Consider the following 15,305-nt stretch of genomic DNA (forward strand, 5'->3'; position numbering starts at 1 on the left):
GCACATAATGGCGCCGTGGGCGGGAAGACGTCCAGCACCGGAGCACCGGAAGGGGACCGACGTGAGCGAGCACCACCACGGCCATCACCACCACCACGCTTCCCGCCCCGGCCTGCGCCACCGCCTCGGCCACCTGCTCACGCCGCACTCCCACGACACCGCCGACAGGCTCGACTCCGCCCTGGAGTCCTCGGCCCGGGGCCTGCGCGCGCTGTGGGTCTCGCTCGCCGTGCTGGGCGCGACCGCGCTGGCGCAGGCGGTGGTCGTGGCCGCGTCCGGGTCGGTGGCGCTGCTCGGCGACACCGTGCACAACGCGGCCGACGCGCTGACCGCCGTACCGCTGGGGATCGCCTTCGTACTGGGACGGCGCGCCGCCACCCGCCGCTTCACCTACGGCTACGGGCGGGCGGAGGACCTGGCCGGGATCGTGATCGTGCTGACGATCGCCGCGTCGGCGGCCTTCGCCGGCTGGACGGCCGTGGCACGGCTGCTGGACCCGCGCCCGGTGGAGCACGTCCCGGCCGTCGCGGTGGCCGCGCTGGTGGGTTTCGCGGGCAACGAGTGGGTGGCTCGCTACCGCATCCGGGTCGGCCGGTCGATCGGCTCGGCGGCGCTGGTCGCGGACGGACTGCACGCCCGTACCGACGGTTTCACCTCGCTGGCCGTGCTGCTGGGCGCGGGCGGCTCGGCGCTCGGCTGGCAACTGGCCGACCCGATCGTGGGGTTGGCGATCACGGCGGCGATCGTCCTGGTCCTGCGGGACGCGGCGCGGGAGGTGTTCCGGCGGGTGATGGACGCCGTGGACCCGGCGCTCACCGAGCGGGCGGAGCGCGCGCTGCGGGAGGTGCCGGGGGTGCGGGACGTGGGCGAGCTGCGGCTGCGCTGGATCGGTCACCGGCTGCGCGCCGAGGTGGCGGTGGTCGTGGACGGCGAGGTGACCGTCCGTCAGGCGCACGCGGTCGCCGTGGACGCCGAGCACGCCCTGCTGCACGCCGTGCCCCGGCTGACGGCCGCCCTGGTGCACGCCGACCCGGCGCCGGTGCCGGGCGCGGCGGACCCGCACCTGGCCCTGGCGCACCACGCGGTGCGCTGAGGGGTCAGACCGCGACGCCGAGCCCGTCCAGTACGACGGCCCCGGGCAGCTCCGCGAACGCCTTGCCCGGCACCAGCAGCTTGCCGCGCCGGCGCCCGCTGCCGACCAGGACGTACGGCAGGTCGACGACGGCCGGGTCGACCAGCACCGGCCAGGACTCGGGCAGCCCGATCGGCGTGATGCCGCCGTACTCCATGCCGGTCTCGCCGGTAGCGGTGTCCATCGGGGCGAACGACGCCTTCCGGGCGCCCAGTCGGCGGCGTACGGCACCGTTGACGTCGACCCGGGTGGTGGACAGGACGACGCACGCGGCGAGACTCGTCTCCCCGCCGCGCCTCCCGGCGACGACGACGCAGTTCGCGGACTGCTCCAGCAGGTCCCGGCCGTAGTGCTCCACGAAGACGGCGGTGTCGGCCCACCGCGGGTCGGTGTCGACGTAGACGATCTGGTCGGCGGGGACGCCACCGCTCCAGCGGCGGACCGCGTCGGCCACCGGGGCGATCAGCTCGTCGAGGCAGTCGGGGGCGGGGACGGCGGTGTCGAACTCTCCGATCGGTGCGCGCATGGTCGCACCGTAACAGCCCTACGACGGCGGGCGGGCGGGTGTCTCAGCTCACGGGCGGGAGGGACACGGTCAGCACCATCTCCATCACCGCGGCCCCGCGATTGGCGTAGGTGTGCGGCGCGTTGGCGTCGAAGGTGGCGCTCGCGCCCGCCGGGATCCGGTAGTCCTGCCCGTCGACCGTGAGGGTCAGCTCGCCCGCCGTGACATGGACGAGTTCGACCGTGCCGGCGGAGTGCGGGTCGGAGGAGCTGTCCTCGCCCGGCATCAGCCGCCACTCCCACAGCTCCAGCGGCCCCGGCGCCTCCGCACCGGCCAGGAGCCGCTTGTAGCTGCCCGCGTCGGTGCTCCACAGCTGTACCACGCGCTCGGCGGGGATGATCCGGACCTTGGGGCTCTGCTCGTAGTCGAGCAGGGTGGTGATGCTGACCCCCAGCGCGTCGCCGATCTTGACGACGGTGCCGAGGCTGGGGTTGGTGCGGGCCTGCTCGATCTGGATCAGCATGCCGCGGCTGACCCCGGCACGGGCGGCCAGCGTGTCCAGGGTGAAGCCGCGTTCCGTGCGCCAGCGCTTGACGTTGCGGGCCAGGGACTGGGTCAGCAGGTCGAGGTCCGACACGGTTGGGTCCAATCGGCATGGTGCGCATGATCGTGCACCGAACTGTACTGCGAGGCGGGCCGTGTCCGGACGGTGCGCCGGTCAGCCCTCGCTCGCCGGCGACGCGAGCCGCGCGGCGCCCTCCTCGTCGAGCTCCGCCAGCCTCGCCGCCGTCTCCTCGTCGAGGCCGGAGAGGGCGACCAGTTGCTCGGACGTGACCCCGTCCGGAATCGGCACCGGCGCCGGGGAGCGCAGCGGCGGCTGCCAGCCCTCCTCGGGCGTCCAGCGGCGTACGACCCTGGCGGGCGCGCCCGCCACCACCGCGTGGTCGGGCACGGCACCCCGCACGACGGCACCCGCGGCCACCACCACGTTCCGCCCGATCCGCGCGCCGGGCAGGATCACCGCGCCGGTGCCGATCCAGCAGCCGGGCCCGATCTCCACCGGTTCCATACGCGGCCACTGCCTGCCGATGGGCTGGTGCGGGTCGTCGTAGGAGTGGTTCGTGGACGTGACGTAGACGTACGGCCCGAAGTAGCAGTCGCTGCCGATGGTGACGGTCGTGTCGGCGATGACATGGCTGCCCCGGCCGAGGACCACCCCGTCGCCGATGCGCAGGATCGGGTCCGGGCCGAGGTCGAGGTCTGGCATCAGGCCGGCCGTCAGGGTGACCTGCTCGCCGACGATGCAGTGCGAGCCGAGATGGATCCAGGGTTCCCCGAAGACCGTGCCGAGGGGGAAGGCGAGGCGGGTGGCCTCGCCGATCGCGCCGAAGCGGAAGCGGGCGGGGCGCTCGGCCGTCACGGAGCCCGTGCGCTGCACCCAGGCCCAGCCCGCGTGGACGGCCCGCTGCACGAGGCGGCCCCGCCAGGATGAGAACGTGTTCTTGCGCTTCGGCACCCGCTCACCGTACTCAGGGCGCGTGCCGCCCATGACGCCGATGGGCTGTGATCTTCGCCCCACCGGGTGGCGTACGGTGCGGGGGTGGCACGGACGGACAGGAGACGGTGATGACGCACAGGGCACTGATCACGGGCATCGGCGGCAAGGAGCCGAACATCGACGCGGAGGCGTTCGTGGCGCCGAACGCCTCGGTGATCGGGGACGTGACCCTGGAGGCCGGGGCGAGCGTCTGGTACGGCGCGGTGGTGCGCGGCGACGTCGAGCGGATCTCCGTCGGCGCGCAGAGCAACGTCCAGGACAACTGCACGCTGCACGCCGACCCCGGTTTCCCGGTGAGCATCGGTGAGCGGGTGTCCGTCGGCCACAACGCGGTCGTCCACGGGGCGACCGTCGGGGACGACTGCCTCATCGGCATGGGGGCGACCGTGCTGAACGGGGCGGTCATCGGGGCGGGGTCCCTGGTCGCGGCGCAGGCTCTCGTCCCGCAGGGGATGGTGGTGCCGCCCGGGTCACTGGTCGCGGGGGTGCCGGCGAAGGTGCGGAGGGAGTTGACCGAGGAGGAGCGTCAGGGGGTGACGTTGAACGGCACGATGTACGCGGAGCTGGCGAAGGCCCATCGGGGGGTTCACGAGTAGTTCCGGGTGCGGGCCGTCTGTGGCTGGTCGCGCAGTGCTCAACCGCCCCTGTGGGGACGCTCTACTCACCGGCGGCGACCGGCTCCAGCTCCCGCTCCGCCTCCTGTACCTTCTTCGCCTTGCGCTTCATGACCAGCATGGACGTCACACCGATCAGCACCGCCAGGATCAGCCCCACCCACGAGAACTTCTTCAGCCAGGACTCGGCGACGACACCGACGTAGTAGATGACCGCCGTCGTACCGCCCGCCCAGAGGATGCCGCCGAGCACGTTGGCCGTGAGGAACTTCCAGTACGGCATGTGCAGCACACCCGCGAGCGGGCCGGCGAAGATGCGCAGGAGGGCGATGAACCGGCCGAAGAAGACGGCCCACATGCCCCACTTCTCGAAAGAACGCTCGGCGGTGGCGACATGCGCCTCGCTGAAGTGGCGCGGGAACTTGCCGCCCAGCCAGGCGAGAAGTGGCCGCCCGCCCTTGCGGCCGATGGCATAGCCGATGGAGTCACCGACGATCGCGCCGACCGTGGCGCAGGTGCCGAGGATGACCGGGTTGATGCCGCCGTGCTGGGAGGACAGCAGGGCCGCGGAGACGAGGATGATCTCGCCCGGCAGCGGAATACCCAGGCTCTCCAGCCCGATGACCAGCCCCACCACGAGGTAGACGGCAACGGGAGGCACCGTGTCGAGCCACTCCTGGACGTGCACCGACGGTTCCTCCTGTTGCTGTGCTGACCGCTCTGCTCACCATGCGCCTCAACGGTCACCCGACGCACCGGCCGAAGCCTACCGGGTGCCCCGAGCGCCCCCTCAGTCCCCCACCACCACCTCGGCCCGCACCCCGGCTCCGAGCCCGGAGGTGACGACCGATGAGACGTCGACGGGAAGGTCGACGGGGACGGGCAGTGAGTCCAGGATCTCGGGCGCCGGTTCCGGTTCCGGCTCCTCGCAGCAGTCCGCCTGGATCGCGCGGGTCTCGTGCTGCGGGGCCTCCGGCGCGGTCTCGGTCGGCGGCGCAGGTGCGGGCGCGGTGTCGTCGGGCCGGGTCTGCGGGCGGCGCGGCACCGGGGCGCTCTGGCGTGGGCTCGGCTGGGCGCCGCCCTCGTCGGCTGCCTTCGGTTCGGTCCGCGTCTCCGGTGCCGCGCCCGCTTCCCGCTCCGCTTCGCCGGTCCCTTCCGCTTCCGCGGCGGCGGCCGTCGTCTCGAACGCCCAGCGCTGCCCCTCGGAGCCGTCGCGCTCGGTGACCACGGCGCCTGGGTGCGTGCCGCCGCCGCCCGCGGTGACGGCCAGTCCCCCGCCGCGACGCAGCAGCAGCTCGCCACGGACGGTCAGGTCGAAGAAGACCTCGCCTGCGTGCACCACGCACCCGTCCAGGGCGACCGTGCGGCGCTCTGGGTCGGCGGCCAGGCAGAGGGTCGGTGCGGCACCGCTGTGCAGCAGTCCGTCGCCCCGGTACGACCACTGCTGCGACCCGGCGGCCGAGCAGTCGGCGAGGACGACCGGGGTACCGGGCTCGGTGCGGCCGCCCGCGGTGTCGAGACACAGGCCGATGGCCCGGGAGCGCAGCCTGCCGTGGGCGATCTCGGCGGGGCTCCCGGTGGACACGGCGGAGGAGGATCCGGTCGCCGACGGCCGGCCGGAGGTTCCGGGGGCGTCGGGCCGGGTGTTGTCGCCGACGGGCGCGCCCCAGGTGGCCGTCGGGCCCGGGACACCGTTGTCGTCGGACGAGCCACGGGTCGCCAGCACGCCGGCGAGCAGGGCGAGGGAGGAGACGCCCACGCCGACGAGCAGGGCCCTGGCCCGCCGACCGGACGGCCCGGTCCCGGCGCCGGGGGCACCGCGGTGACGGCCGCCGGCCGCACGGGACGCCGTACGCGAGGCCGGCACGGCCGCGCCAGGCCCCGTACCCGAGCCCGGAACCCCCGCGCCAAGCCCCGTACCCGAGGCCGGAACCCCCGTGCCAAGCGTCCTGCGCGATGCCGGGACCCCGGCGCCAAGCCCCGTACCCGAGGCCGGGACCCCGGCGCCAAGCCCCGTACCCGAGCCCGGAACCCCCGCGCCGAGCCCCGTACCCGAGCCCGGAACCCCCGCGCCAAGCGTCCTGCGCGATGCCGGAACCGCCGCACCGAGCACCGTACGCGAGGCCGATACGGCCGCATCGAACGCCGTGCGCCAGGCCACGGTGTTGGCACGGAGGGCCGCGCCCCAGACCGGAACGGCCGCGGCGAGCCCCGTACGGCGGCCCGGGTCTCCCTGCGTGTCGATGGCGGCGCGGCCGGGGCGGGAGTCGAGGTAGCGGCGCGCGCCCCAGCTGAGCACGGTCTCCGCGAGCAGGATGTCCAACGCGTCGTCGAAGTGGCTGAGTTGCTCGGCGGTGTGCCGGCAGTGACGGCACTGGGCGAGATGGCCGCGGACGTCGGGCAGCAGCTCTCCGCCGCGGCGCAGGGGGATGTCGAGCAGGCGGTGGTAGAAGCGGCAGTCGGCCGTCGGCGCCAGGTCGAGATGAGCGCGGACGCAACGTGCCCGGAATTGCTCGCGGGCCTGTTCCAGACCGGCTGTCGCGGTGATGGTGTCGATGCCCAGCAGACCGGCCGGTACGGATATCGGCTCGGCCTCGACCTCGGTGTGCCACAAGAGGCATTGGGAGGACGCCGGAAGGGACTGGAAAGCGTGCTCGGCGAGTTGCCGCCTTTCCGGGGTGGCGGCGCGCGCGGCGCGCAGTCCGCGTCCGCCGATGGTTTTGCCCAACTCCGGAAGTTCGTCGGGAACTCCGGCGGCTCCGGCCCATTCCCGGACCGTGTCGCGGACGGCGACGAGGAGTTGGGGCCGCAGCGCGCCGCCGGGCCGGCCGCTCGCGAGTCGGCCGAGCACCCGGTGGACGGCCGCGGCGGCCACGAGCTGCGCCGGGTGTCCGGTGGTGGCGAGGCACACGGCCGCGTAGTCGTGGGCGGAGCGCCAGTGCCGGGCGAGCAGCAGCGCGACGGCTCCGCCGTCGTCGCCGGCGGCCATGCGCGCGGCCAGGTCTCGGTCGGATTCGCCCGGGAGACGGCCGGGGCGGGGCGGATAAGGAGGGCGTGGGGGGTTGAGCGATTGCACTGAACCATTTCCTTCCAAGCCGACGGACGGCATGCGAAATGCCGTCCGTCGGAAAGCAGGTGACTGATTGGTGCGTACCTGTGGGACGTTCACACGGACTGCAGACGGAGCGGTCTGGTCCGAACCGTCCCACGGGGACGCTCACCTTGGCACACAGGTCTCGGAGGAAACAAGGAGTGCGAGTGACTGAAGGTCAAAGTGCCGGAATTTGAAAGTTACCGACGGTATCCACAGAATCCGGCGGAGGAGGGGCCGCAGAGCGGCCCGAAGCCCCGTCGCGCCATTGCTCAGCCGTTGGGCCGCAGCGTCCAGACGACCGTCATCTCCCCGGTCACAGCGCCGTCGCCGCGCCGGATCTCGATCGCCACCGGGAACTCGGGCCGCTGCCCCGCGTCCAGTTCGGCGACGACCTCGGCGGCCGGGCGGCCCAGGGTCGCGGTGGCGGTGACGGGACCCATGGCGAGCTTCCTGTAGGCGATCTCGGCGCGGACGGCGAGCGGCACGGCCCGCGAGAGCTGGTCCCCGAACGCGGCGAGCACGATGGCGCCGCTGGCGGACTCGCCGAGCGTGAACATCGCGCCGGCGTGCGGGCCGCCCACGTGATTGTGGAACTCACCCTTGTCCGGCAGGGCGACCACGGCCCTGTCCGGGGTGGTCTCCAGGAACTGGAGGTTCAGGGTCCGGGCCATGGGCACCGTGGCGGCGAGCATCTCGCCGACGGACATCTGTTCTGCGCTCATGGCCGGGATGTTACCCACGAGTAGCCACTGCCGCCAGAGCGGCCCCGCACGGGCGGTACCGATTCGGTACGTCCCTGACAAGGGGTGGTGACCGCGTCCGCTCCCGGGCGGCACTAGGGTTGCTGCGCATGTGGCCAGGACAGCAGCCGCCCGGGGGAGAGCAGAACCCGCAGGCGCAGAACAATCCGTATCAGCAGCCGGGATACCAGCAGCCGAATCCGTATCAGCAGCCCGGCTATCAGCAGCAGCCCGACCCCTACGCACAGCAGCAGCCGCAGCAGCCGCAGTGGGGCGCCCCGACCGTGCCGGGCACCCTCCAGCCGCAGCCCGGCAGCGGCGGCGGGGGCGGCGGCAACCGCACCAAGCTCGTCGCGATCGTCGCGGCCTCGGCCGTGGTGGTGGCCGCCGGCGTCACCGGCTTCCTGGTGCTGGGCGGCGACGATGACGACAGCGACGCGGCAGGCAAGGGCCAGAGCCCGACCCCCACAGCGACCGCGAGCCCGAGCCCGAGCGCGGAACCGAGCGCGACCGCGACGACCGGGGGCGACAACCCGCGCAGCAACGAGACCGAGCAGCCGACCGTCGCCGGCTGGAAGGTCGTGGTGAACCCCAAGTGGGGCATCGCCTTCGACGTCCCCGCGGACTGGGAGGTCCAGTCGCCGGGCCTCAGCCAGGGCTTCGAGTGGGAGGACGAGGAGAAGCCGGACGGCTACGACCGGATCATCATGGGCGGCACCGCCGAGTTCAAGTCGAAGTGGTGCACGTCCGACGACGACAAGGACGGCGACCCCAGCGACACCCCGTTGGCGATGGTCGGCACCAAGGGCGCCGAGGGCGCCAAGAACACCGACGAGATCGCGATCAACACGCCCGCCTGGTGGGTGTTCGGCGGCTACACCGAGCCGGACAAGAAGAGCATCACCTTCGACGAGAAGGCCACGCCCTACACGACCGCCTCCGGCGTCCAGGGCAGCTACGCCTGGGCGCAGTCGACGAACACGCCCCAGAAGGGCAAGTGCGCCAGCGACGGCAAGGCGATCACGTTCGGCTTCAAGAACTCCAACGGCGACTTCGTGTCCTGGAACCTGCACGCGGCCAAGGGTGTGAAGGACGAGCTGCCCAAGGACACCATCATGAAGATCCTCAGCACGGTACGGCTCAACGGGGAGCCCACCCAGCGCTGAGCCGTGCGCCCGGCGGGACACCGGTTTGGCACACCGGGGTCCGGGCGGCGATAGTCACCCGGTGACCTCAGCCGCCGACACCCGCCTCCGCCTGCGCAGACCCGCCTGGGCGGGCCGCAACTACAGCCTGCTGACCGCCGCCGCGTTCGTGACCGGCCTCGGCAGTCAGGGCGCGCTCATCGCCGCCGCCTTCGCCGTGCTGGAGGCGGGCGGCGACGGCGGCGACGTCGGTCTGGTGGCCGCCGCGCGCACCCTGCCGCTGGTGCTGTTCCTGCTCGTCGGCGGCGCGGTCGCGGACCGCTTCCCCCGGCACCGGGTGATGGTCGCGGCCAACACCCTCAACTTCCTCTCGCAGGGCGCCTTCGCCGCGCTGGTGCTGCTCGGCGAGCCCCGGCTGTGGCAGATGATGCTGCTGACCGCGCTCGGCGGCACCGGCCAGGCGTTCTTCAGCCCGGCGGCGGAGGGCATGCTGCTGTCCTCGGTGCGGGGCGAGCAGGCCGGCCGCGCCTTCGCGGTGTTCCGGATGGCGATGCAGGGCGCGGCACTCGGCGGGGCGGCGCTCGGCGGCGCGATGGTCGCCGTGGTCGGCCCGGGCTGGGTGCTCGCGGCGGACGCCGCCGCGTTCGCCGTCGCCGGGGCGCTGCGCGCGTTCCTCGACGTCGGTCACCTTCCGCCGCGCGCACCGGGCGGCGGGCTGCTCGCCGACCTCAGGGAGGGCTGGCGGGAGGTCAGCGGTCGGCCCTGGCTGTGGGGCATCGTCCTGCAGTTCTCGATCGCCAACGCCGTCGTGGGCGCCGCCGACGCCGTCTACGGCCCGCTCGTCGCCCGCGACCACCTGGGCGGGCCGGGCCCCTGGGGCCTCGCCCTCGGCTTCTTCGGCGCGGGCACGGTCGCCGGTGCCCTGCTGATGACCCGTTGGAAGCCGCGCCGCCTGCTGTTCGTGGGCACCCTGTGCGTCTTCCCGCTGGCCCTGCCCTCCGCCGCGCTCGCGGTCCCGGTCCCGGTCACGGTGCTGTGCGCGGTGATGTTCCTGACCGGCATCACGCTGGAGGTGTTCGGCGTCTCCTGGATGACCGCCCTGCACCAGGAGATCCCGGAGGACAAGCTGTCCCGGGTCTCCGCCTACGACTGGTTCGGCTCGGTCGCCCTGGTCCCGCCGGCGACCGCGCTGGCCGGACCGGCGGAGTCCGCGTTCGGCCGTACCGCGTCCCTGTGGGGCTGCGCCACCCTGGTCGTCGTGGTCACGGCGGCGGTGCTGTGCGTGCCCGACGTACGGAACCTGACCCGGCGTACGAAGCAGGTGACGCGGCGGTCACCCGGGACCGACGGCCTGTCAGCCGACACCGAAGGAGCCCTCGGGGGGCACGGGTGACGGCACGGCGTCCTCGTCCCGCACCGGTCGCGCGTCCCCGATGAACGACCGCACCCCGGCCCCGTGCTCCACCCGCGCCGGAAACGCGTCGGCGGCGGCGCGCCGGGCCAGCGCGGAGGCGTCGAACGCCTGGTGCCCGGCGGCCAGCACCGCGTTGCCGAACCGCCGGCCGCGCAGCACACCCGGCTCGGCGATCAGCACCAGCTCCTCGAACAGGGTGGCGAGGTTGGCGAGTTGGGACCGAAGGAAGGCGAAGGGCGCCCCGTCGGCCAGATTCGCCACATACACCCCGTCGCCCCGCAGCACCCGCGCGGCCTCCCGGGCATAGGCCAGCGTCGTCAGATGCGCGGGCACCCGGGATCCGCCGAAGACATCCCCGACCAGCACGTCGGCCGAGTCGTCCCGTGCGTCCTCCAGCCACTCCCGCGCATCGGCGTGGTGGAGGCTGATCCCGGAGCCCTCCGGCAGCGGCAGATGCTCCACGACCAGGTCCAGCAGCGCACCGTCGGCCTCGACGACGTCCTGCCGGGACCCGGGCCGGGTCACCGCCAGATACCGGGGCAGGGTGAGCGCACCCCCGCCGAGATGCACGACGTCCAGCGCCCGCCCCACCTCGGCGACGGTGTCCAGCACATGCCCGAGCCGCTGCGCGTACTCGAACTCCAGATACGTGGGGTCATCCAGGTCGACGTACGACTGGGGTGCCCCGTCCACGGTCAGCAGCCAGGCCCGCTCCCGATCGACATCGGGCATCAGCTTGGCGGTGCCGTGGTCGACGGCACGGGTGACAGGAATGGCGTGGTTCACCGTTGAATTGTGCCTGCACGCAGAGGGGCGCGGGGAACTGGGCGACCCAGCCACAGCGGGCCCGCAGTCCCCCACACACAGAACCCCCTCACACAAGGGCTGTCACAGTCCCCGCCCCCACGGTCCTGCCGCCTTCACGAATGGCGAACCCCAGCCCGGGCTCCAGAGGAACGTCACGCCCCAGCTCAACGGTCATCGTCACCGTCTCCCCGGGCCGAGCGACCCCCGCTTCCCCGAGGTCGATGTCCCCCACCACATCCGCCGTACGGATGTAGAACTGCGGCCGATACCCGGTGGTGACCGCCGTCGTACGTCCTCCCTCCCGAGCCGACAGCACATACACCTGCGCGGTGAAGCGCCGACTCGGCACCACACTCCCCGGCGCCGCGACGACATGCCCCCGCCGGACGGCGTCCCGCGGAACCCCACGCAGCAACAGCGCCACGTTGTCCCCGGCCTGCGCTTCCTCCATCGGTTTGCCGAAGGTCTCCAGCCCGGTCACCACGGTCTCGACGCCGGCGCCGAGCACCTCGACCCGGTCACCGACCCGCACCAGGCCCCGCTCGACGGCACCGGTCACCACGGTCCCGCGCCCGGTGATGGTCAGCACGTTCTCCACCGGCAGCAGGAACGGCGCGTCCACATACCGCTCCGGCATCGGAACGTATGTGTCCACCGCGTCGAGCAGCGCCTCCACCGCCGCCGTCCACTTGGGGTCCCCCTCCAGCGCGCGGAGCCCGGAGACCCGTACGACGGGCGCGGAGTCACCGCCGTAGCCGTGCGCGGTGAGCAGGTCGCGCACCTCCAGCTCGACCAGGTCGGTCAGTTCCTCGTCGCCCGCGTCGGCCTTGTTGAGCGCGACGACGATGTGGTTCACACCCACCTGCCGTGCGAGCAGCACGTGCTCGGCGGTCTGCGGCATGATCCCGTCGAGCGCGGAGACGACGAGGATCGCTCCGTCGAGCTGCGCGGCGCCGGTGACCATGTTCTTGACGTAGTCGGCGTGGCCCGGCATGTCGACGTGCGCGTAGTGCCGGGTGTCGGTCTCGTACTCGACGTGCGCGATGTTGATGGTGATGCCGCGCGCGGCCTCCTCGGGCGCCCGGTCGATGCGGTCGAACGGCACGAAGGTGCCGGCCCCGCGGTCGGCGAGGACTTTGGTGATCGCGGCGGTCAGGGTGGTCTTGCCGTGGTCCACGTGTCCCATGGTGCCGATGTTGAGATGCGGTTTGGTGCGGACGTAAGCCGTCTTGGACATGGCTGTACCTCGAAGTCACTGCGTAGGAACGGGGACCCCGAGGACTCGCCGACCCTCCCCCTGCGGGGTCCGCCGGACAATCCGGAGAGGGTCAGCTTCGGGCGCCGTCGACGACTGTCAGAAAGACGGGAACGGCAGCCTTCGGCGCATCCGCGACTGCGGATGCTGCGAGGAGGAAGGCGTGCCGGAACATGCGTCGATCATTGCCGACGCGCTGCCCGAGGTCGAATGGTTTTCCGGTACGGCACACCGGTACGGGACATCAGGCGCCGATGTTCTTCAGCGCCTCCCGCACCGACAGCGGCGCGAAGCGGCTCTGCTCCCGCGCGAGGAAGGACCGTACGGCCTCGGGGTCGGTCTTGGCGTATTCGCGCAGCGCCCACCCGATGGCCTTGCGGACGAAGAAGTCGGGGTGCCCGGACTGGCGCAGACAGTAGGTGAAGAGACGGTCGGCGTCGGTGCGGTCCTTGTAGCGGAGCTGGTGGAGCAGGGCGGTACGGACGACCCACAGGTCGGTATCGGCACTCCACTCGTCCATGGTGGCCGTGAGCTTCGGGTCCGTGGCGACCAGGGCACCGACCACGTGGGCGGCGAGCAGGTCGACGGTGTCCCACCAGGGGACGGTGGAGACGAGGTGCCGGGCCACGGGCAGGAAACCGGACGAGCACACGCGCGCGTGGCGGCGAAGGTAGTCGACGGCGAAGTAGTGGTACTCGCGTTCCGGCAGCCGCCAGCAGCGCAGCGCGACGGCCGTGCAGTCCGTCTCGTCGGGCCGGGGCGTGCCGGCCAGGACGGTGCGGGTCAGGGTGCGGCGCTCGGGGGTGGGCAGGCCCAGGAAGGGGGCGACGTCCTTCATATAGGCGCGCATGGCGACGGCCCGGTGGGGGTCGGCCGCGGCGGGGAAGACGGTGGTGAGCCGCTCCAGCAGGGTGTCGGCGAGCGTGCTGGTCGGTCCCCCTGCCGTGTCCGCGCCTGTGACGGTCATGAGACGAACCATACGGCGATCTGACATGTCCGTCGGTTACTGTCGCCGGATGCTCGATGCACCCACCCGCTCTGGGAGCACCGGCGCGGCCTCTCCCCTGGCCGCCGCCACCGATCTCGCCCTCGCTTCGACCGCGGTCGTCGTCCCCGCGCCGCCCGTCGGGTTCGCCGCGCGCTGCACGCGCGTGCTGCTGTCGCCCTGGTCCCGTTTCTCGCTGCTGGTCGTGCTGCTGGCGTCCGCCGCGTCCTGTGTGCTGCTGTTCGAGCCGCAGCGGCTGCTCGCGGACGGCTGGCCGCCCCAGCTGGGCGGTGTCACGGCTGCGGTGGTGTTCGCGGTGGCCTACGGTTTGTGCACGGTGGCGTTCGTACCGCGCCCGCTGCTGAATCTGGCGGCGGGCGCGTTGTTCGGCTGGCAGCTGGGCCTCGGGGCGGCGCTGGCGGGCACGGTGCTGGGCGCCGGTCTGGCGTTCGGCCTGGGCCGGCTTCTGGGGCAGGACGCGCTGCGGCCCCTGCTGCGGGGGCGGTGGCTGAAGGCGGCCGACGGGCAGCTCAGCCGGCGCGGCTTCCGGTCGATGATGGCGGTGCGGCTGTTCCCGGGGGTGCCGTTCTGGGCGGCGAACTACTGCGCGGCGGTCTCCCGGATGGGCTACCTGCCCTTTCTGCTGGCGACGGGGCTGGGTTCGGTGCCGAACACGGCCGCGTACGCGGTGGCCGGCGCGCAGGCGTCGGCGCCGACCTCGCCGGCCTTCCTGATGGCGGTGGCCGGGATCGCCGTGCCGCTGGTGGCGGGCGCGGTGGTGGCCTGGCGCAAGCGCCACCAGCTGCGCGCGAAGTGAGCGCCCAGACCGACGCCCCGGACAGAAACGCTGCGACCGAATCGCCCAGGCCGAGCGCTCAGAGCGATTCGAGGATCATCGCGTTGGCCAGGCCGCCCGCCTCGCACATGGTCTGCAGTCCGTAGCGGGCACCGCGTTCGCGCATCGCGTGCACGAGGGTCGTGGTGAGCCGCGTGCCGCTGGCGCCGAGGGGGTGGCCGAGGGCGATGGCCCCGCCGTGCACGTTGACCTTGGCGAGGTCGGCGCCGGTCTCCTGCTGCCAGGCGAGGACGACGCTGGAGAACGCCTCGTTGACCTCGAACAGGTCGATGTCGTCGAGGCGCAGACCGGCCCGGCGCAGGACCTTCTCGGTGGCGGGGACGACTCCGGTGAGCATCAGCAGCGGGTCGGAGCCGGTGACGGCGAAGCTGTGCAGTCGGGCGAGCGGGCGCAGGCCGAGCCGGGCCGCGGTCTCGCTGGAGGTGATCAGCACGGCGGAGGCGCCGTCGTTGACGGGGCTGGCGTTGCCGGCGGTGATGTTCCACTCGATCTGCGGGAAGCGCTCGGCGAACGCGGGGTCGTGGTAGGCGGGCCTGAGGCCGGCGAGGATCTCGGGGGTGCTGTCGGGTCGTACGCACTCGTCGCGTGAGACGCCGTCCAGGGGCGCGACCTCGGCGTCGAAGAGGCCCCGCTCCCAGGCGGCTGCGGCCTGGCGGTGCGAGGAGACGGCGAAGTTGTCCAGCTGTGCGCGGCTCAGGGACCACTTGGCGGCGATCAGCTCGGCGCTGATGCCCTGCGGGACGAGTCCGTCCGGGTAGCGCTCGGCGACGCCGGGTCCGAAGGGGTCCGTGCCGGGCGGCACGTTGGACCACATCGGTACCCGGCTCATGGACTCGACGCCGCAGGCCACGACGAGGTCGTAGGCGCCCGCGATGACGCCCTGGGCGGCGAAGTGCACGGCCTGCTGGGAGGAGCCGCACTGGCGGTCGACGGTGGTCGCGGGCACGGACTCGGGGAATCCGGCCGACAGCGCCGCGTAGCGGGTGGTGTTCATGGCCTGCTCGCCGACCTGGTCGACGGTGCCGCCGATGACGTCGTCGATCAGGGCCGGATCGACTCCGGAGCGTTCGACGAGGGTGCGCAGGGTGTGGGCGAGGAGCTCGACGGGGTGGACGTGTGCGAGGGCGCCGTTCGGCTTGCCCTTGCCGATCGGGGTGCGTACGGCTTCGACGATGACTGCGTCACGCATGGTGCGGGCCT

At 72.9% G+C, this 15,305-nt stretch carries 15 protein-coding genes; 5 read left to right on the plus strand and 10 right to left on the minus strand.

All coding sequences use genetic code 11. The features are described 5' to 3' along the window. Positions 1–7 precede the first annotated feature (7 nt). The gene (locus ACH5AC_RS28120) at positions 8–1,093 is read left to right on the plus strand and encodes a cation diffusion facilitator family transporter (RefSeq protein WP_398864974.1); all 1,086 of its coding nucleotides are present in this window, start codon (positions 8–10) and stop codon (positions 1,091–1,093) included. Between the two features lie 4 nt (positions 1,094–1,097). On the opposite strand, the gene ACH5AC_RS28125 is transcribed toward ACH5AC_RS28120, so the two are convergent. The 3 genes from ACH5AC_RS28125 to ACH5AC_RS28135 all read right to left on the minus strand — a co-directional run bounded on the left by ACH5AC_RS28125 (position 1,098) and on the right by ACH5AC_RS28135 (position 3,153). Then, entirely contained in the window at positions 1,098–1,658 is a 561-nt protein-coding gene (locus ACH5AC_RS28125) for a YbaK/EbsC family protein (protein ID WP_398864975.1), read from the minus strand. A 43-nt stretch (positions 1,659–1,701) separates the two neighbouring features. Continuing rightward, positions 1,702–2,274, minus strand: coding sequence for a helix-turn-helix domain-containing protein (locus ACH5AC_RS28130; protein ID WP_398864976.1), 573 nt, complete (start codon positions 2,272–2,274; stop codon positions 1,702–1,704). An 81-nt stretch (positions 2,275–2,355) separates the two neighbouring features. After that, on the minus strand, positions 2,356–3,153 hold the full coding sequence (locus ACH5AC_RS28135; protein ID WP_398864977.1) for an acyltransferase: 798 nt from the start codon (positions 3,151–3,153) through the stop codon (positions 2,356–2,358). 110 nt (positions 3,154–3,263) lie between these two features. Between ACH5AC_RS28135 and ACH5AC_RS28140 the strand changes: the two genes are divergently transcribed. Beyond that, positions 3,264–3,791, plus strand: a complete 528-nt coding sequence (locus tag ACH5AC_RS28140) for a gamma carbonic anhydrase family protein (protein WP_398864978.1) — start codon at positions 3,264–3,266, stop codon at positions 3,789–3,791. 61 nt (positions 3,792–3,852) lie between these two features. Here the strand turns inward: ACH5AC_RS28140 and ACH5AC_RS28145 are convergent, their stop codons facing one another. The 3 genes from ACH5AC_RS28145 to ACH5AC_RS28155 form a co-directional block, all read right to left on the minus strand. After that, positions 3,853–4,497: a DedA family protein gene (locus tag ACH5AC_RS28145; protein ID WP_398864979.1), complete on the minus strand. Its 645-nt coding sequence runs from the start codon at positions 4,495–4,497 to the stop codon at positions 3,853–3,855. 102 nt (positions 4,498–4,599) lie between these two features. Next, positions 4,600–6,798, minus strand: coding sequence for a ricin-type beta-trefoil lectin domain protein (locus tag ACH5AC_RS28150; RefSeq protein WP_398864980.1), 2,199 nt, complete (start codon positions 6,796–6,798; stop codon positions 4,600–4,602). A gap of 374 nt (positions 6,799–7,172) precedes the next feature. Next, on the minus strand, positions 7,173–7,610 hold the full coding sequence (locus tag ACH5AC_RS28155) for a DUF4442 domain-containing protein (RefSeq protein ID WP_398865050.1): 438 nt from the start codon (positions 7,608–7,610) through the stop codon (positions 7,173–7,175). Between the two features lie 143 nt (positions 7,611–7,753). On the opposite strand from ACH5AC_RS28155, the gene ACH5AC_RS28160 reads away from it, so the two are divergent. Both ACH5AC_RS28160 and ACH5AC_RS28165 read left to right on the plus strand, forming a co-directional pair. After that, a complete protein-coding gene (locus tag ACH5AC_RS28160; protein ID WP_398864981.1) occupies positions 7,754–8,809 on the plus strand; it encodes a hypothetical protein in 1,056 nt (351 codons plus the stop codon). Between the two features lie 61 nt (positions 8,810–8,870). Then, entirely contained in the window at positions 8,871–10,181 is a 1,311-nt protein-coding gene (locus ACH5AC_RS28165; RefSeq protein WP_398864982.1) for an MFS transporter, read from the plus strand. On the opposite strand, the gene ACH5AC_RS28170 is transcribed toward ACH5AC_RS28165, so the two are convergent. The 3 genes from ACH5AC_RS28170 to ACH5AC_RS28180 all read right to left on the minus strand — a co-directional run bounded on the left by ACH5AC_RS28170 (position 10,143) and on the right by ACH5AC_RS28180 (position 13,231). After that, complete coding sequence (locus tag ACH5AC_RS28170; RefSeq protein ID WP_398864983.1) at positions 10,143–10,988, minus strand: spermidine synthase; 846 nt, start codon at positions 10,986–10,988, stop codon at positions 10,143–10,145. The genes ACH5AC_RS28165 and ACH5AC_RS28170 overlap by 39 nt on opposite strands. Before the next feature lie 88 nt (positions 10,989–11,076). Further along, complete coding sequence (tuf, locus tag ACH5AC_RS28175) at positions 11,077–12,246, minus strand: elongation factor Tu (protein ID WP_398864984.1); 1,170 nt, start codon at positions 12,244–12,246, stop codon at positions 11,077–11,079. Positions 12,247–12,508: 262 nt separating this feature from the next. After that, on the minus strand, positions 12,509–13,231 hold the full coding sequence (locus ACH5AC_RS28180) for a DNA alkylation repair protein (protein ID WP_398864985.1): 723 nt from the start codon (positions 13,229–13,231) through the stop codon (positions 12,509–12,511). A gap of 49 nt (positions 13,232–13,280) precedes the next feature. Here ACH5AC_RS28180 and ACH5AC_RS28185 point away from each other — a divergent pair, with 49 nt between their 5' ends. Beyond that, positions 13,281–14,066 (plus strand): TVP38/TMEM64 family protein, encoded by a 786-nt coding sequence (locus ACH5AC_RS28185; protein ID WP_398864986.1) that lies wholly within the window; start codon positions 13,281–13,283, stop codon positions 14,064–14,066. A 58-nt stretch (positions 14,067–14,124) separates the two neighbouring features. Here the strand turns inward: ACH5AC_RS28185 and ACH5AC_RS28190 are convergent, their stop codons facing one another. Beyond that, positions 14,125–15,294, minus strand: coding sequence for a thiolase family protein (locus ACH5AC_RS28190; protein WP_398864987.1), 1,170 nt, complete (start codon positions 15,292–15,294; stop codon positions 14,125–14,127). Positions 15,295–15,305 lie beyond the last annotated feature (11 nt).

Source organism: Streptomyces sp. NPDC018693 (assembly GCF_044391385.1).
GTDB lineage: Bacteria > Actinomycetota > Actinomycetes > Streptomycetales > Streptomycetaceae > Streptomyces.

Excerpts from the sequence above, each read along its gene's own strand:
- ACH5AC_RS28155 (WP_398865050.1), bottom strand. The coding sequence starts at position 7,610 with ATGTCCGTCGGCGAGATGCTCGCCGCCACGGTGCCCATGGCCCGGACC.
- ACH5AC_RS28160 (WP_398864981.1), top strand. The coding sequence starts at position 7,754 with ATGTGGCCAGGACAGCAGCCGCCCGGGGGAGAGCAGAACCCGCAGGCG.
- ACH5AC_RS28190 (WP_398864987.1), bottom strand. The coding sequence starts at position 15,294 with ATGCGTGACGCAGTCATCGTCGAAGCCGTACGCACCCCGATCGGCAAG.
- ACH5AC_RS28120 (WP_398864974.1), top strand. The coding sequence starts at position 8 with ATGGCGCCGTGGGCGGGAAGACGTCCAGCACCGGAGCACCGGAAGGGG.
- ACH5AC_RS28125 (WP_398864975.1), bottom strand. The coding sequence starts at position 1,658 with ATGCGCGCACCGATCGGAGAGTTCGACACCGCCGTCCCCGCCCCCGAC.
- ACH5AC_RS28150 (WP_398864980.1), bottom strand. The coding sequence starts at position 6,798 with ATGGCCGCCGGCGACGACGGCGGAGCCGTCGCGCTGCTGCTCGCCCGG.
- tuf (WP_398864984.1), bottom strand. The coding sequence starts at position 12,246 with ATGTCCAAGACGGCTTACGTCCGCACCAAACCGCATCTCAACATCGGC.
- ACH5AC_RS28140 (WP_398864978.1), top strand. The coding sequence starts at position 3,264 with ATGACGCACAGGGCACTGATCACGGGCATCGGCGGCAAGGAGCCGAAC.
- ACH5AC_RS28180 (WP_398864985.1), bottom strand. The coding sequence starts at position 13,231 with ATGACCGTCACAGGCGCGGACACGGCAGGGGGACCGACCAGCACGCTC.
- ACH5AC_RS28185 (WP_398864986.1), top strand. The coding sequence starts at position 13,281 with ATGCTCGATGCACCCACCCGCTCTGGGAGCACCGGCGCGGCCTCTCCC.